A 23,523-nucleotide genomic window follows, 5' to 3' on the forward strand; every position below is an offset into this window, starting at 1 on the left:
CACCGTCCGCGCCATTCGCACGCGCTACACCGCAGGCGGCATCAGCATCCGCGAAACCCTCCTTGCCATGCTCCGCGCCGGACTCTCCGTCCGCGACATCTGTACGAAAATCGGATGTACCAAAGCGGCGGTCGCCTCGGCTATCCGCAACCACGACATTCAGCGCCCCTTCGTGGAAGGACTCTCCGACGAAATGAAGAAAAAACTCCGGCTCTGGACCGGAGCACACTTTTTTTTGTATAGGACGCACGCAGCGTAACCCGTAACTCCTCCAACGGCTTTTTCTTAAGTGATCGTCTACTGTTGCGTGATATTACTGGTCGTATGCACAGTAAACCCGGGCTGTGACACCACGCAACCGCTTACCATTTTCCAAATCCCCCCGACAATCCGGAAACCTTCCCGAAAAACCGGAAACTGCCCAGATTCATACCATTCCCCGCCCAACAGAATACGCAGAGACTGCCGCAGTGCAGCCTCAGGAGAAACAAAAAACATGCCACTCGACTTCACCCCGACTGCAATCGTGAAGAGCGCAAAGCGCACCTTCACCGCACCGATCACCTCTGCGAACGCGTTCGACGAAACAATCGCCGCACTCAAAGCAGAGGACAACCCCCTCGGCGCAACCGCGTATCAGACCGCCGGTGAAACCATCGACGGCGTCACCACCGCCGCCGAATCCTACCGGGCCACCATCGAATACCTCGACACCCTCGGCAAAACCCGCGGCGCAATCACCATCAGCGCACCGACCCGCACCTCCTACGATACAATCATCGCAGAAATCCTCGCTGCGACAGCCATCACCACCGCCTACGGTGCGGACACAACCGCAACCCGCAACACCGCAAAAGACAGCTGGAACGTCCGCCTCAGACTCCACGACCCCACCGGCGAAATCTACTACCTCGCCTTCACCAGAAAAGACCTCAAAATCAGCTCCTACGAGGCAGACGCCATCCTCACCAAAGTGGACACCTGGGCAGACAGCGTAGCCGCACTTAACTAACCGACCCGCTTCAATTCTAATGCGGGGTGATGAATCTGCCCCGAACGGGGCAGAACATCACCCCACAGAATTAAACCGGCGCGATTCACTCGCGGGCTTTGCCCGCTCGGATGCAGCGGTTGAACCGGGTATGCCAAACAAAAAAGACACCAAAAAAAGAGAAACAAAACCATGGACACTATCCTCCTCATCCTCATCATCGGACTCACCGCAAACGGCCTCGCCTTTGCCGCACTCATCCTCGCACCGCCCCTCTACGCATGGACGGACCGGTGGCTTGACCGCACCCACCACAGCACCGCAAACGAAAACCGGGACTAAAATCCCCGGCTTCTTTTTTTCTGAAAAACCTTACACCGCCTCTGCCGCCTCAGCAAACTCCTTGGCACCCGAAACCCGTCCGAACAACTTCAGCATCCACCGTTCCCTCCACCCGTACGCAAAACTCCCTCCCGACGCATTCGGATGACCTCCCCCGTTAAACTGCCGCGCAATCAGATGACTCACCGGCGCAACACTCCGGAGAGAAAACTTCCCCGTAGCAAACACCAGAAGCTCCATATCGCATCCAAGCTCCCGCCGCGCCTCCGCCGCCGTCTCGCTCGGATACCCGTATGCAGGCATCACCGCAATCACATACTTCCCCCGGAACACCCGCGCATGTCGAATACTCTTCCTCATACACGCATTCTTATCCCGCTCAATACCCGCAAAAATCCGCGAAACCTCATCATCAATAATAACACCCTCCGCAAGCTTATCCCGGATCAACTCAAGAAACTCCCGCTTCGACGTCACCATCCCCAGAACCGCCGACCGCGGATCCTCATGCCTCCACAAATCATAATCGCACACCACCCGTGCAACCTCCGCCGCCGCCGCATTCCCCCCCGCAAACGAAGCACAGACCACACCCGTAGCACACACGGACGTATCCACCGTAAGCGACACCACAAACGGCCGGACGCGTTCCATCTCCTCCTCCGACCACTTGTGATGATCATACCACTCAATCTTCCATCCCGCCGCATGTACCTTGCGGACCTGATCCTCAATCCCCTTCTGATACCCCAGATCCGAAATAATCAAACGATCCCCCTTCCCGTTGCATCCGCTCACCTGTCCCATAAACCAGCCGAACCGGTTCACCGACGAAAACAACGTAAGAATCTCCGGCCCGAACACCATCCGGCAGACCGCATCACTCCCCGCCGCATCCAGATCATTATGGGTCAGATGCACCACACCCGTCGCCCTCCCCACAATCTTCTCCTGCAGGCTCGGTTTCCTCTCAACAGACTTCTTACGCAGACACAAAGGCATTAGCTACTATGTTGCACCTTTGACAAAATAAGATAACGGGATGGAAAATAAGAATACTTATATAATTCACACGTCAACATTAATGACGCACAGCGCCTTTATAGCTCAGTCGGGAGAGCGCCAGACTGAAGATCTGGTTGTCGCCGGTTCAATTCCGGCTGAAGGCACTCCTTTTGGGTATTTTTTTCACAACATTTCCGGACACGGAACCGTATCAAATAACCTATCACAAAAATACCCGGCTGCAAAAAAAGAAAAAAACCGGCTCACTCAACCAGCAGCAGCATCACCGTCGTCATCGGAGAACCCAGCACCGACCCCCCCTCCACCTCCGTACACTCCAGCACACCCAGCTCCCATCCCGCCGCCGCACACGTCGCATACACATCAATACCCGCAGCCTCCATACTCGGCCGCATCCTCCTGCGGTTCTTACAATCCGTAATCACCGCTCCCTTCTCCTTCGCCGTACACTTCCCGCACCAGCCGCACTGATGCCCCGTGTACCCGAACGCCTTGTAAAACCCGTCATGAAACGCCATCTCCTCCAGCGCAAACATCACCGTCTGCACATACCGCGTCATCTCCCGCGACACCAGCCGCTCCGGCGTCGTCTCCCCCACATCCCCGTCAAACCGCACCAGAAGAGCCTGTGCATAACAATCAAGAACAGCCCGCGTCTCCGAAGGAGTCGGCGTATACGGCGGACACGAAAACCGCCGTCCGAACCCGTTACACCCGAACAGACACTTCATCCGCACCCACTCCCCCGTCACAACACTCTCCGCCGCAACCGGCACCGCATCCCCGCCTCTCTCACGGACAAAACACGTCAGCCTGGCAATCTCCTCATCAACCGTATACCTCCTCATTCTGACCCCCTCCGTCTCAGCGCCTCCTCAATAATTTTCCTCGACGAATTAAACGTACAACCGCAGAACGGCCCGACCCGCACCACATCCGCACGAATACCCCGCTCCCGCATCTGCGACACCAGCCGCTCCTCCGAAAAACCCTGATTAAACCCAAGCGTAACCACCTCAGGATCAATCTCCGCAATCGGCCGGAACATATCCTCCATATCCCCCAAAATCGCATGATCCACACACCGGAGACCCGCAATCATCATCAGACGCTGCTCCTCCGGAACAACCGGCCGCGGCTTATGCACCACATTCCGTTCCCGGGCAACAACCACCCACAGCTCATCACCCAGCTTCCTCGACTCCTCCAGATAAAACAAATGTCCGGGATGCAGAATATCAAACGTCCCGGTTGCAACAACTCTTCTCACGCAGAAACAACCTCCAAAGACATCGTATGGCCCTCGCGATCAAAACAGCGCCACGAATCCTCCGCAAACGGATCGCCCACAATAATATGACACTGGCCCGTCTCCGCAAACGTCTGCAGATCCGCATCTGACGGCCACAACGCCCCGTTCGGATGACTATGCGCCGTACCCGCAATCTGCATCCCGAGCGGCACCATATCCATAAAAATTGTCGCACTATCGCTCGTAACCGTCGTCCCCGCAATCGGATACACCGTCGTAATCACACCCTTCTCCGACCCGAGCATCACAATAAACTCATCGGGAAAACTCGACTTCCCCATCTCAAGAAGCAGATCCAGGACTTCCCGGTCGATTGCACGAACGAACATACTCTATTTATATTGGCGTGACGGAGAGATAATCATTCACATGCGGTCCGAAGAAATCACCGGCCTTGGCACAATCACCTGCAACGGACAGGAAATCCCCTACACCATCATATACAGCAACCGCAGCAAATCATGGGCAATCGAAGTCAAAACAGACGCCTCCGTCATCGTCCGCATGCCGCAGAACATCCCCCCCGAAAAAGTCAGAAAACTCGTCGAAACCAAACGTGAATGGATAGCCGATCAGGTACAAAAATACTCCTCCCGTCCCAAAATATCCCGCAACTACACCAACGGCGAAACCCTCCCCTTCCTCGGTCAGGAATACCCCGTTATCCGCCACACCGGCAGCCCCGCAAAAGCAGAATTTACCGACGACCGGTTCCTCATCACCATCCCCGACGACTTCACCGGACCCGATCAGACCGCCCTTGCCCGCGACCTGACCATCATGCTCTACCGGAGAATCGGCACAGCCCCTCTGGAAAAGATCATTCAGCACTACGCACCCCTCGCAGAAATCACCCCTCCCCGGCTCCGCATCCGGCTTCAGGAACGCAAATGGGGATGCTGCACTCCCAAAAACGGCATCATCATCAACGCCCGCATCCTCCTTGCCCCGGAAATCGTAGCCGAATACATCGTCGTTCACGAACTTGCCCACCTCAGATACCGCCACCACCAGAAAACCTTCTGGAACGAAGTCGAACGCCTCATGCCCGCATACCGCGACGCCGAAAACATTCTCAAAACCGACGGCTGGAAATTCGTCTTCTAAAACCCGGAAAACAAAAAAATAAAAGAGGAGGATAACTCTATGTCAGCCGGATAACCTTATCCGGTGATGAAATCATCAGTCCGCACCCATGCTGCTGCATCAACCGGCAGCACAAAGATACGTCCGTCTCCCTTCTTACCCGTCCGTGCATGATCACGGATAATCTTGATGATAGAATCCACATCCTTATCCGGAATCACAATCTCCAGTTTCGTCTTCGGCAGAGTGTGAATCTGCATCTTCCCCGCACGGTACTGCAGGCAGATACCTCCCTGCTCACCCCGTCCGCGGACATCGGTAATCGTTACTCCTGGAATATTCACTTCTTCAAGGGCATCTACAACATCATCCACCTTCTCGGGTCGGATAACTGCTACAATCATTTTCATACTGCATATCCTCCTACATTAGTTTGCCAGTTGTTCACCGTGCTGTGCGATGTCAAGACCCACATACTCCTCATCATCAGTGACCCGCAGGCCCATAACTTTGTTGATAACCCAGGCGAGGACAAAGGTCACCACGAAGGAGTAAACTACCGCAACACAGGCGTCCAGAATCTGGATGCCGAACTGCATCACGTTTCCTTCGATAAGGCCGCCGACACCGCCGATTGCCGTAACCGCGAACACACCTGTCAGGATTGCACCTGCAAACCCTCCCATACCATGGATTGCCCAGGCATCAAGGGACTCATCAAGACCTTTCTTGATTCTCCAGGTAAGAGCCGCGTAACAGACAATCGCTGCAATGATACCGATAGCAAGAGCACCAAGCACATTGACGAAACCTGCAGCCGGAGTAATACCGACTAAACCTGCAATAGCTCCCGAGATGAAACCGAGCGAGTTCGGCTTGCCACCTTTCCAGGAAAGAGCCATCCAGGTCAGAGCACCGGCCGCACAGGCCACCGCGGTCACCAGGAACGCACTCGCCGCAAGACCGTCCGCTGCAAGAGCACTACCTGCATTGAAACCGAACCAGCCGAGAATCAGGAACACACCACCGAGCAGAGTCAGCGGGATGTTGTGCGGACTCATCGTCTGGGAACCGTAACCAAGCCGTTTCCCGATCACAAGAGCAAGCGCCAGTGCCGCGAAACCTGAACTGATATGAACTACTGTTCCTCCGGCAAAGTCCAGAGCACCAAGCTGACCTGCCCAGCCTCCGCCCCATGCCCAGTGGGCAAGCGGCGCATAGACGATTGTTAACCAGATTGCACCAAAGATGAGGAACGCAGACATCTTAATTCTGCCAACAACACCTGAGGTCAGGATGGCGAGTGTCAGACATGCAAACATCATCTGGAAACAGACGAACAGCATATCAGGAATACCGCCGGACACACCGTCAATCGTGATGCCGTTTAACCCGAAGTACTCCAGGCTTCCAATGAATCCACCAATATCGCTGCCGAAGGCAAGTGAGTACCCGACAACAATCCACTGGATAATACCAAGGGCGAGGGCCACAAGGGACAGCATCATGGTTGCGATGACGTTCTTTTTCCTTACCATTCCACCGTAGAACAGACCTACTGCGGGAACCATCAGCAACACTAATGCGGCTGAAATAAGTACCCAGGCTGTCGCACCAGTATCAATATCCATAGTAATTCACCAATTAGCACGGCACACATACAAAAAGCCAAAGCAAAAAATAACTCTCCCCGAATCCCCTGCGGTGCGAAGAAACACCACAGGTCGAGGAAAATCCCATTCTACTCTAAACCTTTTGTGGTGTCTTGTGCTATTACTAATGTTGATATCTCATGTATATAAAGTGACATGGTGCGTGTTAACTTGTGTCATGCTACTGTTTGTATCTGTGGGATTTCCGGTACCTGCGCGCACAAAGAAGCATACAACCAATAGATACCAGCACACATTATAGAGTAATATGAAAGCCTGCATTATGTGCGGCGGCGAAGGCACCCGTCTTCGTCCCCTGACATTTGAGCGGCCCAAGCCGTGCATCCCGATAGCGAACCGTCCGTCCATTGTCCATCTTGTCACGCACCTCGCAAACCTCGGCTTTACCGACATAGTCATCACCATCGGCTACCTTGGCGACGAAATTCAGAAAGCACTCGGTGACGGCTCGCTCTACGGCGCAACCATCACCTACGTTCCCGAAAAGATCAAACTCGGAACCGCAGGCTCCGTCAAAAACGCCGAAGAGTACCTCAACGACGCACCATTCCTCGTAGTCGGCGGCGACCACATGACCGACCTCAACGTCCTTGAGTTCTACCGCGAACATATGAACTCCTCGGCGATTACCTCAATTGGTCTCATCAGCATTGAAGACCCCCGCGAGTTCGGCATCGCCGAACTCGACGCATCCCTGCGCATCCGCCGGTTCCGTGAAAAACCCTCTCCCGGAGAAATCTTCTCAAACCTTGCAAGTACCGGAATTTACGTCTGCGATCCGAAAATCTTTGAATTCATCCCCAAAGACACCAAATTCGACTTCGCCAAAGACCTCTTCCCGCTCTTAATGGAGAAAGGATACCAGCTGAACGGCTGGCTTGCACGCGGCAACTGGACCGATGTCGGCAACCCCGCCATGCTCCGGGCTGCGGAGAAATGGAAACTGCAGGAGAATGCAGCGACCAGCGTCGCCGGAACACTCAACGTCAAAGATGCACACATCACCGGCCCGGTGCGGTTCGGCGACGGCATCACACTTGGCGCAGGTTCGCGTGTCGTCGGCCCGGTCTTCATCGGCAGCGGCGTAACCGTCGGTGAAAACGTCATCATCGGCCCCTACACCAGCATTGGCGATAATGTTCTGATCAAAAACAATGCAAAAATATTCTCCTCCTCCCTCTACAACGGTGTCGTTGTCGGGGCAAACACCACCATCTCCGGCAGCATCATCGACATCGACACCATTATCGGTGACAACTGTTCCATAGAGCACAACACCGTAATCGGTCCCCGGTCGGTTCTCCGCAACAGCGTCACCATCCACTCCGGAACCCGGCTCTGGCCTGAAGTCATCGTACCGGAAAAAGCGATCGTCAAAGAGCATATGCTCAACGAAAAGTTCGACACCCGCTGTGAAGGATCGTAAAATCCTCTTCCCGCACTCTTTTTTTCGCCGGACACCAAACACTCATCCATGAAATTTTCCGGTAAAGTTGCCGTAGTCACCGGAGCCGCAAAAGGCATCGGCAGATCCGTTGCCCTTCTCTTCGCAGAAAACGGAGCAAAAGTTGCCGTCGTTGACATTGATGAAACCGAAGGTACAGCCACCGCCGCAGACATCAACAAAGCAGGCGGAAAAGCCTGCTTCATCCGCTGCGACGTAGGATGTGAATCTGACATTCTTCAGATGATTGCAGAGGTCACACAAACCTTCGGCACCATTGACATCCTCGTAAACGACGCCGCACTCCAGCTCAACAAAGGCCTGCTCGAAACCACCGCTGAAGAGTTCCGGCATGTCATGGACGTAAACGTCACCGGCACCTTCCTCTGTACCCGGGAAGCGGCAAAACACATGATCGCCCAAAACAAAGGCGGCGCGATCATCAACTTCTCCTCAACCTTCGCCGTAGTCGGCTCATCCGGCTACCTCGCCTATCATGCCTCCAAAGGAGCAATCGCCTCCCTCACCCGCGCAGCAGCAGTCGCCCTCCTGCCGTACGGCATCCGTGTCAATGCGGTTGCACCGGGAACCACCGAAACCCCCGGTCTCTACGACGGCGCCCGCGACACCGGAGACTTACAGGCAGGTCTCGCGGGTTTCCTTGCCCTTCAGCCGCTCAAACGGTTCGGCAGACCCGATGAAATTGCAAAAATCGTCCTCATGCTGGCAAGTGACGACGCCTCCTTTGTTTACGGAGCGGTCTGGATGGCAGACGGCGCCTACACAATTGTGTAAAAAAAATTAATCGTGGAGGTGCATACCGGCCCGCCGGACCTCAAGCTCCTCCTCCACCTTCGCAAAATCCACATCCGCAGCTTTGAGGGCAACCATCAGATGGAACAGCAGATCCGCAGCCTCTCCCACAATCGCCTCCTCGCGTCCGTTCTTCACCGCAAGCACAAACTCGCAGGACTCCTCACCCACCTTTTCGAGCGGCTTGTCAATACCCTTCTCATGAAACAGCAGATGACGGACATACGACTTCCTGCCCGGATCCTCTCTTTCACGCTCGCAGATAACCTGCCACAACTCATCAAACACCTGTGCATCCGTCATGCTTCCTCTTCTCCTCCGGGAACCGCAATATCCCCGATATCTTTCCGGTAAAATCTGCAGACCAGCTGGCGCGCCTTCTCGATCGTTGACCCGCCCTTGCCGATTGCAAGACCTACATCACTCTTCTCCGGAACAACAACCGTCACCGGACAATCATCTCCGCCGATCAGCACCTCCAGCACCTCCGCGGGTTTGAACATATTTGCGATAAACAGGGCTGGCTCCTCGGCAAACTCCACCATCTCGATCCGCTTCCCGAGAACCCGCGACATCTTCTTAATATTATCGCCGTTCTTTCCGATTGCAAGTCCCATATCTCCCTGCTTGATCACATAGATGATCCGATCAAACCGGTCGTCAATAAGACAGTCAATCGCCGTAGCCTTCGTTAAAATCCGGAGTTCCTCGATATACCGGCGTTCCTTAAAACCGATAGTCCGTTCCATTGCATATTTGTCGATAATATCCATACGTATCAGAAATTTTCCTATTGCAACAATTGATCCGGGGGACATCCCCCGCAGTATCCGGTAATGGTGGAGTTAGTAGGATCTTCCTACCAGAGCAGCTTTACCCGTCTTGCCGCAGATAATGCACGGCCCTTCATCGTTGACCACATACCTGCTGCGAACCTCGGTTCCCAGAAGACTTGAATTCGTCAGCTCCTCAAGTTTATCTGCACAGTCTCGGCATCCGCACCAGTGCACAACCACCACATTACCGTCCAGCTTCTCATTACACTCCTCGGGAGTTGCTGCCGTCATCAGATGGCTTTCCAGATGGCTCTCCGCCCGCGCAAGAATCTGGTCATGCGCCTCGTCGAGAAGCTTCCTCACCGACTCCGCGGCATTTTCACGCGGAACAATCGTCTTTACCCCCAGACGGTTCACACAGACAAGCTGATTGTTGTCAAGATCGCGGGGACCGAGCTCCACCCTGAGGGGGACCCCGTGCAGCTCCCAGTGATAGTACTTTGCACCCGGGCGCATATCGCGGGCATCCGTCTTCACCCGAAGACCGGCGGCCTTTAGTTCACTCTCCAGCGTCTTTACCGCTGCAAGAATCTCATCGCCGCGCTTGCCGACAATAACCGGAATGATAACAACCTGCGTCGGGGCAACCGTTGCCGGAAGGACCAGTCCCTTATCATCGCCGTGCACACCGATAACTGCGGCAATGCACCGCTCGGAGATACCGTAGCAGGTCTGCGATCCAAACTGCTGCTCACCGTTCACATCCTCATACGTGATACCAAAGGTTCTGGAGAAGTGATCGCCGAGATGGTGGACCGTTCCGATCTGCAGGGTTCTGCCGTCCGGCATCACCGCATCAACCGCCATGGTAAAGTCCGCACCCGGGAACTTGTCCCAGTCGGGCCGCTTGGAGATGATGATCGGAACACCGAGATCGCGGTAGAACTCCTGCGACAGCGCAAGTTCATACTCAACCTGCTCATTTGCCTCATCCCAGGTTGCATGAACCGTATGTGACTCCATAAAGGAGGTGATCTCCCGAAGCCGGATCAGCGGGCGGGTGTGCTTTGTCTCGTACCGGAATGTATTCACAACCTGATACAACTTCAGCGGAAGGTCAGCATGCGACCGGATCCACAGCGCATACATCGGATAAATTGCCGTCTCCGATGTCGGACGGAGTGCCAGTTTCACATCCAGCGGAGAAAGACCGCCGTGCGTAACCCAGTACACCTCATCCTCAAAACCTTTGATGTGCTCGGCCTCCTTCATGAACTCTGTTTCGGGGATCAGAAGCGGAAAAAGTGTTTCCTCATGATCTCTGTTTAAGAGGCTGCGGAGAAGTGTGTAGGTATGATTGCGAAGTGCAAATCCGAACGGATACCACACATACAGTCCTTTTACCGGATAGCGGACATCCATAATCTCCGCACGCCGGATAACCTCATTGTACCACGCGCTGAAATCACTTCGCGGCGGTAATCCTTCCGTCTCATCTGCCATGTTGTATATACACCTGAAGCAGTAGATCTATGCGCCGCAAGAGTATTAAGATAACCAACCGGCTTTGCCCCATCCTGCGCCCCCGTCGCGGAAGAGAGGAGTGCATACGAAAAAAATCAGAAAGTCCGGATCACAACGCAAGAACCGGTCTTCCGCCGCCGGTGATGCACTCGCCGCCGGATCTCCCGACCACATAGGTGTCTTCGACACCAACCGTCCCGACACCTGTAACACCGGCCTTCGGCTCAAGTGCAATCACCATATTTTCCGCAAGCGGGGAATCAAAACCCCGTGCAATCACCGGCCACTCATTCACCACAAGACCGATGCCGTGACCCAGGAAAGAAACGCGGCGGCTGCCGTACCCCATAAAATTCTCCGCAAGCCCGGGACTGAGGCCCCCGATAACCTCGGCATAGATCTCGGACGGAATATTTCCTGCGGCAAGGAGACCTGCCGCCCTCTTCTGTACTGCAATACACTCCTCATGCAGTGCTAGCGCATGTTCCGGCAGCTTTCCCGAAAAAGAGTACACCTGTGTTTTATCCGTATGGTAGCCGCAGTATCCGTAGCCGATATCCACAAACACCAGATCACCTTTTGTAAGGATACGATCCCTGCTGCCGACCGAAGGAATGACCGGCGACGCACCCAGCATCCCGCCCGGTCCGTCAAAACAGGTCGCTGCAAGTGTCGTTGTACCAAAACCTATCTGGCCGATCTGCATCTCCGTCCCGAACCCGGAAAACCGCACCACTCCCTGATAACTCATCTCCATCATCGCCCGGTAGAGTTCGCCGAACAGCTGAGCTTCACTCATACCTTCATACAGAATCTCCGGCACAACCTCCATCAGCAGACGGTCGTGTTCGCGCCCCGCTGTCCTCAGGAACTCCAGTTCATACGAACTCTTCACCGCGCGAAGATGCAGCATCACCGGATCGAGCGCGAGCACCGCATCCAGCCGGAAGTACTTCTGCAGCCGGTCAAGCATCGCCACCGGCACCTGATCCGTCTCAACAAACGTCCTCCCCAGATCTGAAGGGAGCACCTCCAGCATATCACGGTAACTCTTCATCGGGAAAATTGCATCAAGCGGTGACTCCTCGCGTGCCCGCTCAAAGCTCCGACGCACAAAAAACTGTACATCTCCGTTCCTGCGCAGAACCAGAACCCCGTCCTGAATCGTTCCGGTGAGGTAGTAAAGATTGACTCTTCCGAAAACAAGGGCAGTGTCCCAGGATGCATCGGAGGTCTCAAGTGCTGAGAAAAGATGTGCAAGCCGCGTGTCCGACTCGGATTTGGGAAGTTTCAGATACATGGAAATCTCCGTTGAAAAATCTGTAAAGTGGTATGTCGCAGCCGGTTTTAAGATTGCGGGTTTAGGATAAATCACACGCCCGCAAGAGCCATCATCGCAATCTCCGGCGTCACAAACGTCTCCACCAATGCCGCAATAATCAGAAGCGGGACGACCACCAGCAAAAACCGTGTCCCGTACCACAAACACGTCGTCCCGGCATTATCTCTCCCCTGGGCATCCAGATACAGGGAACGTCCGGTCTGCAGACCAAGGGCTGCCGCCATAAGAATTGCTGCAATCTCAAAAATACCGTGCGGAACAATCGTCGCCGCAAACACCGACACATCGTGCCCGCGCAGCATGACGCCGGAGATATTACCAATTACATACCCGTTGGAAACCAAAACAAACAGTGTAACCGCTCCAAACGTCATTCCTCCGATAAACAGGATTAAGCAAACCTTCAGGTTATTGAAAAAGATCTGCCAGGACAACAGTGCAGGAGCCGACGTGTCCAGTTCTGTTGTGGAACTCTGAAACGTCACCACAATCTCATCAGCCTCCTCCGGCATCTCAATGGACGCCGTATAGCCGTACATGCAGGACCCGAAAAACAGTACCACAACAACCGCGAGAGCCACGAAGTAGATTTTTCGATCTGACATCATCAGATAAACAGCACCATCCGCAGAATATCCCGCACACCCGGTGCAAACCCGACCGCAATCATTGCAAGCAGTACCAGATGCCAGATCTCATCCATACCTTCTTCCTTACGGAACATCTCCAGAATCCAGATGGCCGGAATCAGCACCGCTATTTTGAGAGGGAACATCACAAAGGCTGTTCCTGTAAGCTGGATCAGACCATCTCCCAGAACATGCTGCTCAATATAATGCATCGGATGCAGCTCCAGTGCAAAACTTGTTGCCGACGCATCCAGCAGTTGTCCGAAGATCAGAATCTTGTACAGCGGATGTGTCACATACTCCCATCGGAATCCGTATCGGAGCAGTGCCCAGAACAGACCCGCCGCAACCGTCGCTATCACCAGAATGCAACCCGCAACCCATAATGCAAGTTCCGTCTGGGTAATGCCCCACCAGCAGAGGAACGCGAGTGTCACCAGATTCGATACAACCCCTGTCCAGAAATACGGCTTCGTATAGGACGCAACAACCCCGTGTTTTTCCAGACTGCGGGACAGCACCAGAACCAGAATCGTGTACAGCAGCACCACGAAAAAGATCGGCGGTGTAACAAACAGCACCCACCAGGGTTCGGGGATGCAGCCGGTATCCTCCACAACCCGGAGAACCCCGCCGAAAACGACAAACGGCATTGATGCCAGAATGAGCTGGGTATCAACTCTGATATTATTTGCCCGAAGCCAGCGGTAAAGAAGATAAAGGGTGACGAGCAACAAGACTGCACACGTAATCGTCAAATAGATATTATACGGCTGGTCTTCAAGGACCGCATCGATATAGTATTTTTGTATGAACGCACCTATTTCATTAAACATATGGGGCCCCTGACCGTGAACGTAGACAATAATAGGATACTCAAGGATAAAACCTTTGACAAATCCCGATGGATTCAGATGCCGCGCAACGTCGTGGTCGGCCATGACGCTCTTCTGCAGATTCCGGGAATCATCGATGATCTCGGCGTTGCAGGACCAATCATGCTCCTGTCGGGTGCAACAACCATACAGACCGTCGGCGCACGGGTTGCAGAACTCCTGCAGGAACGCCCTGTCACCACTTGTCTTGTCGGCAGAATCACCTACGACGAGATTCAGCGTATCGAAGAGGCAGCGAAGGAAGCAGGAAGTGTACTCATCATCGCGGTTGGTGGCGGCCGCGTCATCGACACCGCAAAGGTCGTCTCCTACAACCTTGACATTCAGTTCATCAGTGTGCCGACCGCCGCATCCCACGACGGCATCGCCTCCTCCCGCGCATCGGTTGTAACCGATGCCGGCAACGTCAGCGTCGCCGCCCAGCCGCCGCTTGCGATTGTTGCAGATACCGGCGTGATTGCAACCGCCCCGCACCGGCTGCTTGCCGCAGGATGTGCAGACATCATTGCAAACTACACTGCTATCCTTGACTGGGAACTCTCCCACCGCCTCACCGGGGAAGCTATCAGCGAGTATGCCCTGACGCTCTCAAAGATCACCGCAGAAATTCTGGTAAACAACGCCGACCTTGTCAGCCATAACGATGAGACCGCTGCGTGGATTGTAGTAAAGGCGCTCTTCTCCTCAGGAATTGCCATGAGTATCGCCGGAAGCTCGCGGCCCGCCTCCGGTGGAGAGCACAAATTTGCCCACATGCTGGAACGTCTTGTCCCGGATTCTGCCCTGCACGGAGAAGCCTGCGGACTTGGTACCATCATCGGCATGTACTTTCACGGCGGCGACTGGAAAGGTATCCGGGCCTCCCTCAGGCGCATAGGTGCCCCTACCACACCGAAAGACCTCGGTATCAGCAACGAAACCTGTGTTGAGGCCGTTCTTCGTGCCTGCGAGATCCGGCCCGAGCGGTTCACCATCTTTGATACCGGTATCACGCGGGAAGCGGCTGTTGCGGCAGTAGAAGCATTGTATGAGGTGTAAATAAAATGGATGACGCAGAAAAAATTGTTACTATCGTCGGATCCGTGCTGGCTCATGAAGGAGCCGAGTTCGTCTATGCGGGAAAAATCCCCGAATGCGAAAAATGCAAAGTAGTCAAGGTCTGCCACAACGCAAAACTCCGGGAAGGCCGCCGGTATCGTGTGACCGCTGTCCGTCCGACGAAACACGAATGTTTTGTTCATGCCGGAGGAGCGGTTGCCGTGGAAGTAGCTGAAGCTCCCATCACCGCTGTTATTCCGACCAGCCAGGCAACCCGCCGGACCCGCATCACCTACACACCGGTATGTGACGACAGATTCTGCAAAGGCTACGCCTTCTGCCATCCTGACGGCATGACAGAGAAAGGACGCTATGTTGTTCTTGAAGTGCTCGGTTCCTACAACGAGATGTGCCCGAAGGGAAAGAAAAATCTTAAACTTGTCGAACTGCGCAGCGTGCCGACGTAAGCGTCCCGGCACATGCCGCAATCTCCTTCCGGATTTTGATTTGGCACATCCACTCTTTTGGCACATTTTTCACTCCGAAATACAGCCCGGCAAGCCCTCCGGCGATGGATGCAATCGTATCCGTATCACCGCCAAGCGTTGCCGCCCGCTCAATGCAGTCGCGAACAGATGCAGCATCTTGGAAACAGAATAGTGCACACCGTGTTGCTTCCACCGCATCAACCGACGGGATAAGGTCTCCGGAAAACAGATCCGTTCTCCCCGCCGCGTCCCGTGCCGCTGCAAGAGCATCGTCCCGCTCTCCTCCCTCCAGCAGTACTGCAGCTGCAATGGAAACCGCTGCACAGCAGTCTCCCGCTGCCGGATCGAAATGGGTGAATGCCGAGACCCTCCGTGCCTCGGCAGCTGCCGTCTGAGTGTTACAGACCAGCCCCACCGGCAGTGTCCGCATGACACTGCCGTTTGTCCTGCTCCCGAGGAGCGAATCCACCGTCCGTACCGCTGCATCAGGGAGACATCCCTGCTCCAGCAGTGCACAAAGCATCTTCGTGGTTCTGCCAAACGTCACCGGGTTGCGCCTGACAATCTCCGTCATGCGCAGAAGAAACGCATCCCGATCAAACATCCCGCAGGAAAGATACGTCCGGAGCAGGGCAAGCGTCATCATTGTGTCGTCCGTTACCGCACCCGCTGCAAGAGAAAACTGTCCTCCGCCGGCAACCGACAGGTTGCGGCGCGACGCAGGCATCATCCCCTCAAACGTGAGACCGACTGCATCACCTGCCGCCGCCCCGAACAGTCCTCCGAAGATCCTCTCCTTCTCCGATATAAACGTCATCCAAAGCCTCATATGTGGGTGTTATCTTATCCAAAAAACTCCCCTGTCGCACAGGTTATTTTGGAAAACTGCGCTTGTAACAGCCGTAACTGAACCGTGCTACAGTGTGTCCGGACCGAATTTTTCTTCTCCGATATAAACGTCACCAATAACCTATATCTGTAAATGAACAGACAAATGTAAGTAATCTTTTGATACGAGGTGTTTTGAAAATATGCAGAAAGAAGAGTTGCTTCACTTACATATGCTAATGGTTCAGATTAAGAAATACTACGAGTCAGTATCCGGAAACACCGTTTCGACCGCCGAGTATGACGCAATGCAGATATCTCCCATTCATATCCATAAAAATAAAAACCTTCACCGTGTTGCTCTTCTCACCCTCGGCAACGAGATCGTTACCGAGATGAACGCTCACAAAAAGCCCCAGACCTCGTTCCCCCAGGATTCTGGTACCAGCGTCATTGCAGAGCACTAACTCTTTTCCTCCAAATATGGACGAGCATGCTGTTCACCGGGAGATAATCTCCCTCATTTTTGCCTCGTCATATCCGGACATTCAGAGCATCAAGCTTTCCGTCTGCCGGAAATACTCCCTTGACACCATGCCGAAGAACTCGGCAATTCTTGCGGCGGCAACAGAGGAAGAGTATGAATCCGTTCGCCGCGTGCTCCAGGTAAAGCCGACACGTACACTTTCCGGTGTCGCTCCGGTCGCCGTTATGACCTCGCCATGTGCATGCCCGCACGGCAAATGTCTCCCCTGCCCGGGCGGACCGGATCATGTCTTCCAGTCGCCGCAGAGCTATACCGGCGAAGAACCGGCGGCCCTTCGCGCCCGACAGAATGAATATGACCCCTACCGTCAGGTCACCGCACGGCTCGTACAGTTCAAACTGCTCGGTCATCATGTAGACAAAGCGGAACTGATCGTCATGGGCGGTACCATGACCGCACGTGAACCCGCATATCAGGAGTGGTTCGTTGCCGAATGTCTCCGCGGCATGAACGAGTTCTCAGGGACACCATCTGCGGCACACAACCTTGCGGAACTGATGACTGAAAACGAAACCGCATCTGTCCGGTGCATTGCAACCACCTTCGAAACACGGCCCGACTGGTGCCGCGAAGAGCACATCAACCGGATGCTTGACCTTGGCGTCACCAAAGTCGAGCTTGGATTCCAGCATACCGATGACGACCTGCTTGCGCGGAACAAGCGCGGTCACACCGTTGCCGACAGTGTTGAAGCCAACCGCCTCCTGCGCGATGCCGGGATCAAAGTAGGATTTCATGTCATGCCGAATCTCTATGGCAGCAGCATCCCGCGGGATCGGGAAATGTTTGACACGCTCTTCACTGACCCCCGGTTCTGTCCCGACTTTCTCAAGATCTACCCGACGCTGGTAACACCCGGCGCAGAACTTGAAGAACTCTGGAAAGCAGGAGAATACGAAACTTACGACGAGGACGACCTCGTTGACCTTCTCGCCTATGCCAAAGAACGACTGCCCGAGTACGTCAGGCTCCAGCGCATCCAGCGCGACATTCCCGCAAAACTCATCGTGTCCGGATCCATTCACGGTCACATCCGCCAGATGGCGCAGAAACGTCTTGCAGAGAGAGGCAGGCAGTGCCGCTGCATCCGGTGCCGCGAGATCGGGAGACGCCCGAGCCACGCATCCGTTGAAGAAAAAACCCTCATTTACGAATGCTGCGGCGGAACCGAACACTTCCTCTCCACCGTTGCCGGAGACGCCCTGATAGGATTTGTGCGCCTGCGGTTCCCGGGAAGTGTCTTCCGCGCAGAGCTCGAAGCAGCAGCACTCGTCCGGGAACTGCACGTGTACGGCAGCATCGTGCCGCTTGGAGAACATGGGGAAGGCGAGGACCGCCAGCACCGTTCCTATGGCCGGAACCTGCTTTCCCGCGCAGAAGACACTGCCCGCAAAGCCGGTTATGAAAAAATCGCTGTTATGAGCGGTGTCGGTGTGCGGCCCTACTATCGCAAACAGGGATATGTGCGGACAGGCCCATATATGATCAAGACGTTATGAAGCCGGCCACCTATGAGTTCCTCAGGCAGCGATTCTCTGCCTACTACAACGGAGATGTGCAGGGAGCCGGCGCCGTATACATCCCCGAGGCACTCACGGAACGGGAATGGGGCTTCATCTTCTTTTCGAGCGGTGCAAAGACCGCCGGAATGCGCCGTCATCTCTCCTTCAGTTCGCCCGAAGAAGTACACACCTATCTCAAAACCATGACTCCCGCGCACGTCTACTACTCAACCGCCTACTATGCGCGGCCGGGAGCAGGGCAGATGAGCGACAAGGGATGGCTGGGTGCTGACCTCATCTTCGACCTTGACGCGGACCATATTGTCCGGGGTCCCTACGACGTCATGCTTGCGCGGGTCAAAGAGGAACTGTTCAAACTCATTGATATGCTGACATCAGAACTCGGATTTTCCGAGCGCGACCTCCGCATCAACTTCTCCGGCGGCCGCGGTTATCACATCCATGTCCCGACCCTTGCGGTCCGCAGCTGGGACAGTGCCGAGCGGCGCGAACTGGTCAACTATGTCTCGGGAACAGGTCTGTCCGCAGAAAGCATGCTTGCAGGTCCTGCACGGGACAAGGGCTGGCAGAAACGCTACCGTGCAGCCCTGCTTGCAGAGCTTGACAGGATAGCGGCACTGGATAGTGATGCGCAGACCGGATATCTCACCGGCCTGAAAGGGGTTTCCGACAAATTTGCCGCAGGATTCCTGAAAAATCTTGACACAACCCGTACAACCGCCGCAGCCATGCCGGAAAAACTGCTCGAAAACAAAGTTATCCGGGCAATCACAAACGCGGAGAACAAACCGTTTCAAGATCAGATTCTTGCAATGGCGGCCCAGGCCGATGAACCGGTTACCACCGACATCAAGCGGCTCATCCGTCATCCCGGCTCTCTGCACGGTGGTTCCGGCATGCGGGTAACCCCGCTTGAGATCAGCCGTCTTGCCGCATTCGATCCGCTGATCGATGCCGTCGTGTTCGGCGAGCGGCAGGTAACGGTTGAGTGTTCCTTCCCGCTGTCGATGCCGATACTCGGAAACCGCTATGACCTTGCCGCAGGATTGAATACCGTCCCTGAGGCGCTTGCGGTCTTCCTCTGCTGTCGCGGTATTGCAGAGATTGGGGGAGTGTAAATGCCTGACCGCATCAGCATCTCGGAACTTCACGGTTACCTGATTGACGAGCGCAACAGCGGTTCACTTACCGAAATCCCTGCAACCCTGTATGAAGAGGTGCATGCGGAACTCTCTTCGCTGACCAGTGAAGCGCGCAGCATGGGTGATCCGTTCGGAGAAGGTGTGCAGATTCTCTTAAAAGAACGTGAAAGCCTGCGCGAGTATATCCGTGACCTCTATACCGAACGTACCCGCAAAATCTTCTCACTGGCCCTCGCCAAAGCAACCGGTGAAGAGATCAACCGCGAAGAGCTCCGCGCCATGGTTCCCGGAGAGCGTTCGCTCTATGAGGTTGTGGCGGACTCGGCCACCGCGTGCAGAAAGGCTCTTCTTGACGGTAAACAGATAGTAGATACCACAACCGCATTCCACTTTACTCCGTCTGAGACTGGGCAGGTGGCAGATGAGCCGCTTTCGGCTGATGCGGCATCGTTTGCGGACGCGCATGCAGATGAAGTGTTCCAGAACGGCAACGCCGATGCAGAAACTGCTCCCGAATCGTACCGCGTGATTATGGTACAAGAAAAAGTCGAGGAATTTCAGGATTATAGCGGACGGTGCTATGCTCTTTCGCCAGGAGACATCGTTTCCCTGCCACAACCCATGGCAGAAATTCTTTGCAACCGCAACATAGCATTAAATATCAGGCTTCGCAAATAAGTATGGTATTCGGTATCCTTGATTTAGAGGGGACAATATTCATGAAAAAACCAGTAAAATTCAACACCTACTGCCCGTACTGCCGGAAGCACACCGAGCATGAGGTGGAAAAGGTAAAGAAGGGTAAGACAACCGGCCTCCACTGGATTGACCGGCAGAAGGCTCGCCGCAGCTCCGTTGGAAACCGCGGTAAGTTCGGCAAGGTTCCGGGAGGAGACAAGCCGACCAAGAAGATCAACGTACGCTACCGGTGCAAGGAATGCGGAAAGGCACACCTGAGAGCAGGATACCGCGCCGGCAAATTTGAACTTACGGAGTGAGCAAGAATGGTAAAAGCAACCCGCGAAAACCGGAGCAAGTTTCTGAAGGTTAAGTGCCCCGACTGTGAACACGAGCAACTCGTCTTCGAAAAGGCATCCTCAAAAGTTGAGTGCATCGTCTGCGGACGCGTCCTTGCAGAGCCGACCGGCGGCAAGGCCGACATCAAAGCTGATGTCGTCGCATCCTACGAGTAAATTCGGAAATATCATCAATGAGTGAAAGAGACTGGCCAATTGAAGGAGAACTTGTCGTCTGCAGTGTTGCAGAGGTCAAGGACTTTGCGGCATTCGTTGCCCTGGATGAGTATGAAGGACGTCAGGGTTTAATCCCGATTGCGGAGATTGCCCGTGGATGGATCAAGTACATCCGGGACTATATTCGTGAAGGACAGAAAGTTGTATGCAAGGTCCTTCATGTGGATGCATCCCGCGGCCACATTGATCTTTCCCTCAAAGATGTAAACGAACATCAGCGTCGGGAAAAGATTCAGGACTGGAAGAACGAACAGAAAGCCCACAAGTGGATCGAGTTCGCCTCAAAGGACAGTGATGTCCCGATCAAGGTAATTGAAGAGGCAATGTACAAGGAATACTCCTCGCTCTACGGTGCGTTTGAAGACATCGCCGTTTACGGAGATGCAACTCTGGAAAAGTTCTCCCTGTCTGATGTTGCAAGAACCGCGCTGGCAAAAGTCGCATCGGAAAATGTGAAAGTTCCACGGGTTACGGTTTCCGCAATTCTGGAACTCACCTCCAACAAACCGGACGGGGTGAATGTGATTCGGCGTGCACTCCGCTCTGCCGAGCCCAAGGTTGATGGTGCCGAGATCGAACTGTTGTATCTTGGTGCACCCAAATACCGGGTAAAGGTTGTTGCCCCTGATTACAAAACTGCGGAAAAAGCTCTGGAAAAAGCTGCATCCGCGGCAATCGGGGTTATGGAGCGTGCTGAAGGTGCCGGGAAACTGGTACGGAAACAGAAATAATCTGGTGCGTTATGACTGGTCATATCCGGCAGTGCCCGATTGATCACACCTATACTCTTTTGAAAGTTTGTCCGAAATGCGGTGCTGCAACAGAGTCTGTACATCCTGCCCGCTACTCTCCGCAGGATCGGTATGGAAAATTCCGAAGGATGGTGCGTGAATGGAACAGGTGAGTGTGCGCTGGTATGTGGAAGATGTGTCAGCCCACTCCGCTCCGATCGTAGTAGCAGGTCTTCCGGGTGTTGGTCACGTCGGAAAGCTGGTGGTGGATCATCTGATCCATGCGCTATCCGCGGTGAAGGTTGCAGAGATCACCTCAACGCTGTTTCCGCCGCAGATGTATCTCGGTGAGGATGCGGTTCTTCGTCTGCCGCGGAACGAGATTTTTTTTGTACCGGGAACCGATGAGCGCGGTCCGGTGATTTTTCTTGCGGGCGACTGCCAGAGTACCAGCGCCGAGGGGCATTACACGCTTGCGGAAGGGTATCTGCGGGTGTTTGATCTTCTTGGTGTCCGCCGCATCTACACACTGGGGGGTTATGGTGTCGGTCGTATGGTCGAACATCCCCGCGTGCTTTCGGCGCTCAGTTCTTCTTCCCTCAGAGAGGAGGTGCTTGCGGCAGGTGCGGTGATTAGTCCGGAGGAACCGGTGGGTGGTATCATCGGCGCTGCCGGACTTCTCATTACGCTTGGACGTCTGCACAGTATGGAAGGCATTGCACTTCTTGGCGAGACCTCAGGTTATCTGGTGGATCCGGTGAGTTCAACCGCGGTGCTGGATGTACTGGAACGACTGACGCATATCCGTGCCGACCGGACAGAACTGACAAATCTTGCGGAACAGATGATGACCGAGGTTGCGGCAATTGCAAACGCTGCGATGCCGCAGCCTCCGGACGATCTCAGATACATCGGATGAATCATGCAGAAAAATACAGACCTCCACCTGCACTCCTGTTTTTCGATGGCAACGTCCCCGGATATGCTGCCGGAAAATATTCTTGCTGGATGCAGAATCAAAGGTATTGAGGTTGTCGGCAGCGGTGATGCCCTGCATCCCGAATGGCGCAGGATGTGGGAGCCGTATCTGGATAATGCGTTCGGGATTACGGTTGTGCCGCAGACCGAGGTTGAGGATTCTTCTCGCGTGCATCATGTGATTCTTGCGGAAACCTTTGATCAGTTTGCCGAACTGCAGGAGATGTTTGCGCCTGCATGCGGACATCTGACAACCGCCGGCAGGCCGCATCTTCAATTGAACGGGGAAGAGATTGCATCTGCGGTGCATGAAGTAGGCGGCCTGATTGGTCCTGCCCATGCGTTTACCCCGTGGACATCGCTCTTTGCCGCATATACTTCCCCCTCGGAATGTTACGGGGAGGAGGGTTTTGAGTTCTGCGAACTGGGTCTTTCGGCGGACTCCACCTATGGTGCGGGAATTGCGGAGTTCGCGGAGGTTCCGTTCCTCACAAACTCCGATGCCCACAGCCCGACGCCGGTGAAACTCGGCCGCGAGTTTACGCGGATGGAGATTACGGATGAATCTCCCAAAGCTGTTCTTTCGGCAGTTTCCGCAGGTTCGGTTGTACTGAATGCCGGGTTTTTCCCGGAAGAAGGAAAGTACAACCGCACGGCATGTACCCGCTGTTATGAGCAGTTTTCCCTTGCGGAGGCGGAACGTCTCCGCTGGAAGTGTCCGCATGATAAAGGAAGAATCAAACTCGGTGTCCGTGAACGTGCAGAAAAACTCTCCACACTCTCTGAACCGACACCGCGCCCGCCGTATCTGAAGATGATTCCTCTGGGCGAGGTGATTGCCCGTGTGATGGGAACAGCGTCGCCGAACACGAAAAAATGTGCGGCGCTGTACGGCAGATTCATCGAGGCGTTTGACAATGAAATCGCTGTTCTGCTGGAGGTTCCGGAACGGGATCTATGTTCCGTTTCACCGGAGGTCGCGGATGCAGTGGTCAAGATGCGGGAAGGCCGCGTCACACTGTTTCCCGGTGGCGGCGGCAGATACGGCTCGTTTGCATTTTGATATTTTCTGATGCTGACTCTGGGGTTGCGGGAATTTTTCTGGAAAATGTAACAGGATGAGTCGTGGGTGCGGTTTTGT

Annotated in this window: 31 protein-coding genes and 1 tRNA gene; 19 read left to right on the forward strand and 13 right to left on the reverse strand. The window is 54.6% G+C overall.

Annotation, left to right across the window (positions count from 1 at the left end; all coding sequences use genetic code 11):
- The 3 genes from O0S10_RS07925 to O0S10_RS07935 form a co-directional block, all read left to right on the forward strand.
- Positions 1 to 259: hypothetical protein (locus O0S10_RS07925; RefSeq protein ID WP_268925343.1), on the forward strand; the 259-nt coding region annotated here is incomplete at its 5' end.
- A 237-nt stretch (positions 260 to 496) separates the two neighbouring features.
- Positions 497 to 1,012 (forward strand): hypothetical protein, encoded by a 516-nt coding sequence (locus O0S10_RS07930; RefSeq protein WP_268925344.1) that lies wholly within the window; start codon positions 497 to 499, stop codon positions 1,010 to 1,012.
- Positions 1,013 to 1,183: 171 nt separating this feature from the next.
- A complete protein-coding gene (locus O0S10_RS07935) occupies positions 1,184 to 1,333 on the forward strand; it encodes a hypothetical protein (RefSeq protein WP_268925345.1) in 150 nt (49 codons plus the stop codon).
- Positions 1,334 to 1,363: 30 nt separating this feature from the next.
- Here O0S10_RS07935 and O0S10_RS07940 read toward each other — a convergent pair whose 3' ends face one another.
- The gene (locus O0S10_RS07940) at positions 1,364 to 2,335 is read right to left on the reverse strand and encodes a DHH family phosphoesterase (protein WP_268925346.1); all 972 of its coding nucleotides are present in this window, start codon (positions 2,333 to 2,335) and stop codon (positions 1,364 to 1,366) included.
- A gap of 94 nt (positions 2,336 to 2,429) precedes the next feature.
- Here O0S10_RS07940 and O0S10_RS07945 point away from each other — a divergent pair.
- Positions 2,430 to 2,502: transfer RNA gene (locus tag O0S10_RS07945), tRNA-Phe, on the forward strand.
- 99 nt (positions 2,503 to 2,601) lie between these two features.
- Here the strand turns inward: O0S10_RS07945 and O0S10_RS07950 are convergent.
- Genes O0S10_RS07950 through O0S10_RS07960 form a run of 3 tightly spaced genes read right to left on the reverse strand, consistent with a single transcriptional unit; the run spans position 2,602 to position 4,000 of the window.
- Positions 2,602 to 3,207 carry a DUF2284 domain-containing protein gene (locus O0S10_RS07950; RefSeq protein ID WP_268925347.1) on the reverse strand — a complete coding sequence of 202 codons (606 nt, stop codon included), beginning with the start codon at positions 3,205 to 3,207 and terminating at the stop codon, positions 2,602 to 2,604.
- Positions 3,204 to 3,629 (reverse strand): FAD synthase family protein, encoded by a 426-nt coding sequence (locus O0S10_RS07955; protein WP_268925348.1) that lies wholly within the window; start codon positions 3,627 to 3,629, stop codon positions 3,204 to 3,206. The genes O0S10_RS07950 and O0S10_RS07955 overlap by 4 nt, the downstream gene beginning before the upstream one ends.
- A complete protein-coding gene (locus O0S10_RS07960) occupies positions 3,626 to 4,000 on the reverse strand; it encodes a Mov34/MPN/PAD-1 family protein (RefSeq protein WP_268925349.1) in 375 nt (124 codons plus the stop codon). Before O0S10_RS07960 ends, O0S10_RS07955 begins: the two co-directional genes overlap by 4 nt.
- Before the next feature lie 40 nt (positions 4,001 to 4,040).
- Between O0S10_RS07960 and O0S10_RS07965 the strand changes: the two genes are divergently transcribed.
- Entirely contained in the window at positions 4,041 to 4,778 is a 738-nt protein-coding gene (locus tag O0S10_RS07965; RefSeq protein WP_268925350.1) for a M48 family metallopeptidase, read from the forward strand.
- A 56-nt stretch (positions 4,779 to 4,834) separates the two neighbouring features.
- Here the strand turns inward: O0S10_RS07965 and O0S10_RS07970 are convergent, their stop codons facing one another.
- Together O0S10_RS07970 and O0S10_RS07975 are read right to left on the reverse strand one after the other, a co-directional pair.
- On the reverse strand, positions 4,835 to 5,167 hold the full coding sequence (locus tag O0S10_RS07970) for a P-II family nitrogen regulator (RefSeq protein WP_268925351.1): 333 nt from the start codon (positions 5,165 to 5,167) through the stop codon (positions 4,835 to 4,837).
- 18 nt (positions 5,168 to 5,185) lie between these two features.
- Positions 5,186 to 6,388 (reverse strand): ammonium transporter, encoded by a 1,203-nt coding sequence (locus tag O0S10_RS07975; RefSeq protein ID WP_268925352.1) that lies wholly within the window; start codon positions 6,386 to 6,388, stop codon positions 5,186 to 5,188.
- A 289-nt stretch (positions 6,389 to 6,677) separates the two neighbouring features.
- Between O0S10_RS07975 and O0S10_RS07980 the strand changes: the two genes are divergently transcribed.
- Both O0S10_RS07980 and O0S10_RS07985 read left to right on the forward strand, forming a co-directional pair.
- Entirely contained in the window at positions 6,678 to 7,856 is a 1,179-nt protein-coding gene (locus O0S10_RS07980; protein WP_268925353.1) for a nucleotidyltransferase family protein, read from the forward strand.
- Positions 7,857 to 7,904: 48 nt separating this feature from the next.
- A complete protein-coding gene (locus O0S10_RS07985; protein WP_268925354.1) occupies positions 7,905 to 8,669 on the forward strand; it encodes an SDR family NAD(P)-dependent oxidoreductase in 765 nt (254 codons plus the stop codon).
- A gap of 6 nt (positions 8,670 to 8,675) precedes the next feature.
- Here the strand turns inward: O0S10_RS07985 and hisE are convergent, their stop codons facing one another.
- The 6 genes from hisE to O0S10_RS08015 all read right to left on the reverse strand — a co-directional run bounded on the left by hisE (position 8,676) and on the right by O0S10_RS08015 (position 13,794).
- Positions 8,676 to 8,990 (reverse strand): phosphoribosyl-ATP diphosphatase, encoded by a 315-nt coding sequence (gene hisE, locus O0S10_RS07990; RefSeq protein WP_268925355.1) that lies wholly within the window; start codon positions 8,988 to 8,990, stop codon positions 8,676 to 8,678.
- Positions 8,987 to 9,436, reverse strand: a complete 450-nt coding sequence (locus O0S10_RS07995; protein ID WP_268925393.1) for a NusA-like transcription termination signal-binding factor — start codon at positions 9,434 to 9,436, stop codon at positions 8,987 to 8,989. The genes hisE and O0S10_RS07995 overlap by 4 nt, the downstream gene beginning before the upstream one ends.
- A 96-nt stretch (positions 9,437 to 9,532) precedes the next feature.
- Positions 9,533 to 10,966 carry a proline--tRNA ligase gene (proS, locus tag O0S10_RS08000; RefSeq protein ID WP_268925356.1) on the reverse strand — a complete coding sequence of 478 codons (1,434 nt, stop codon included), beginning with the start codon at positions 10,964 to 10,966 and terminating at the stop codon, positions 9,533 to 9,535.
- A 130-nt stretch (positions 10,967 to 11,096) separates the two neighbouring features.
- A complete protein-coding gene (locus O0S10_RS08005) occupies positions 11,097 to 12,287 on the reverse strand; it encodes a M24 family metallopeptidase (protein ID WP_268925357.1) in 1,191 nt (396 codons plus the stop codon).
- Positions 12,288 to 12,358: 71 nt separating this feature from the next.
- Positions 12,359 to 12,937: a stage II sporulation protein M gene (locus tag O0S10_RS08010; RefSeq protein ID WP_268925358.1), complete on the reverse strand. Its 579-nt coding sequence runs from the start codon at positions 12,935 to 12,937 to the stop codon at positions 12,359 to 12,361.
- Complete coding sequence (locus O0S10_RS08015) at positions 12,937 to 13,794, reverse strand: DUF63 family protein (RefSeq protein WP_268925359.1); 858 nt, start codon at positions 13,792 to 13,794, stop codon at positions 12,937 to 12,939. The genes O0S10_RS08010 and O0S10_RS08015 overlap by 1 nt, the downstream gene beginning before the upstream one ends.
- Here O0S10_RS08015 and O0S10_RS08020 point away from each other — a divergent pair, their 5' ends adjacent.
- Positions 13,795 to 14,892 (forward strand): NAD(P)-dependent glycerol-1-phosphate dehydrogenase, encoded by a 1,098-nt coding sequence (locus O0S10_RS08020; protein WP_277612755.1) that lies wholly within the window; start codon positions 13,795 to 13,797, stop codon positions 14,890 to 14,892. It begins immediately after the preceding gene.
- 5 nt (positions 14,893 to 14,897) lie between these two features.
- Positions 14,898 to 15,359, forward strand: coding sequence for a UPF0179 family protein (locus tag O0S10_RS08025; RefSeq protein WP_268925360.1), 462 nt, complete (start codon positions 14,898 to 14,900; stop codon positions 15,357 to 15,359).
- Here O0S10_RS08025 and O0S10_RS08030 read toward each other — a convergent pair.
- Positions 15,325 to 16,197 carry an ADP-ribosylglycohydrolase family protein gene (locus O0S10_RS08030; RefSeq protein ID WP_268925361.1) on the reverse strand — a complete coding sequence of 291 codons (873 nt, stop codon included), beginning with the start codon at positions 16,195 to 16,197 and terminating at the stop codon, positions 15,325 to 15,327. The genes O0S10_RS08025 and O0S10_RS08030 overlap by 35 nt on opposite strands.
- A gap of 214 nt (positions 16,198 to 16,411) precedes the next feature.
- Here O0S10_RS08030 and O0S10_RS08035 point away from each other — a divergent pair, with 214 nt between their 5' ends.
- Genes O0S10_RS08035 through O0S10_RS08080 form a run of 10 tightly spaced genes read left to right on the forward strand, consistent with a single transcriptional unit; the run spans position 16,412 to position 23,445 of the window.
- Positions 16,412 to 16,675 (forward strand): UPF0058 family protein, encoded by a 264-nt coding sequence (locus tag O0S10_RS08035; RefSeq protein WP_268925362.1) that lies wholly within the window; start codon positions 16,412 to 16,414, stop codon positions 16,673 to 16,675.
- Positions 16,676 to 16,691: 16 nt separating this feature from the next.
- Positions 16,692 to 18,254 (forward strand): tRNA uridine(34) 5-carboxymethylaminomethyl modification radical SAM/GNAT enzyme Elp3, encoded by a 1,563-nt coding sequence (locus tag O0S10_RS08040; protein WP_268925363.1) that lies wholly within the window; start codon positions 16,692 to 16,694, stop codon positions 18,252 to 18,254.
- On the forward strand, positions 18,251 to 19,396 hold the full coding sequence (gene priS, locus O0S10_RS08045; protein ID WP_268925364.1) for a DNA primase catalytic subunit PriS: 1,146 nt from the start codon (positions 18,251 to 18,253) through the stop codon (positions 19,394 to 19,396). Before O0S10_RS08040 ends, priS begins: the two co-directional genes overlap by 4 nt.
- Positions 19,397 to 20,098 carry a DNA replication complex GINS family protein gene (locus tag O0S10_RS08050; RefSeq protein WP_268925365.1) on the forward strand — a complete coding sequence of 234 codons (702 nt, stop codon included), beginning with the start codon at positions 19,397 to 19,399 and terminating at the stop codon, positions 20,096 to 20,098.
- Between the two features lie 41 nt (positions 20,099 to 20,139).
- On the forward strand, positions 20,140 to 20,418 hold the full coding sequence (locus tag O0S10_RS08055; protein WP_268923267.1) for a 50S ribosomal protein L44e: 279 nt from the start codon (positions 20,140 to 20,142) through the stop codon (positions 20,416 to 20,418).
- A 6-nt stretch (positions 20,419 to 20,424) separates the two neighbouring features.
- Entirely contained in the window at positions 20,425 to 20,613 is a 189-nt protein-coding gene (locus O0S10_RS08060; protein ID WP_268925366.1) for a 30S ribosomal protein S27e, read from the forward strand.
- 17 nt (positions 20,614 to 20,630) lie between these two features.
- Positions 20,631 to 21,404 carry a translation initiation factor IF-2 subunit alpha gene (locus O0S10_RS08065; protein ID WP_268925367.1) on the forward strand — a complete coding sequence of 258 codons (774 nt, stop codon included), beginning with the start codon at positions 20,631 to 20,633 and terminating at the stop codon, positions 21,402 to 21,404.
- Positions 21,405 to 21,415: 11 nt separating this feature from the next.
- A complete protein-coding gene (locus O0S10_RS08070; RefSeq protein WP_268925368.1) occupies positions 21,416 to 21,577 on the forward strand; it encodes an RNA-protein complex protein Nop10 in 162 nt (53 codons plus the stop codon).
- Positions 21,565 to 22,323: a proteasome assembly chaperone family protein gene (locus O0S10_RS08075; RefSeq protein WP_268925369.1), complete on the forward strand. Its 759-nt coding sequence runs from the start codon at positions 21,565 to 21,567 to the stop codon at positions 22,321 to 22,323. Before O0S10_RS08070 ends, O0S10_RS08075 begins: the two co-directional genes overlap by 13 nt.
- Positions 22,324 to 22,326: 3 nt before the next feature.
- Positions 22,327 to 23,445, forward strand: a complete 1,119-nt coding sequence (locus tag O0S10_RS08080; protein WP_268925370.1) for an endonuclease Q family protein — start codon at positions 22,327 to 22,329, stop codon at positions 23,443 to 23,445.
- Positions 23,446 to 23,523: the final 78 nt, after the last annotated feature.

The sequence above is a fragment of the Methanocorpusculum petauri genome (assembly GCF_026891975.1).
Taxonomy (GTDB): Archaea; Halobacteriota; Methanomicrobia; order Methanomicrobiales; family Methanocorpusculaceae; genus Methanocorpusculum; species Methanocorpusculum petauri.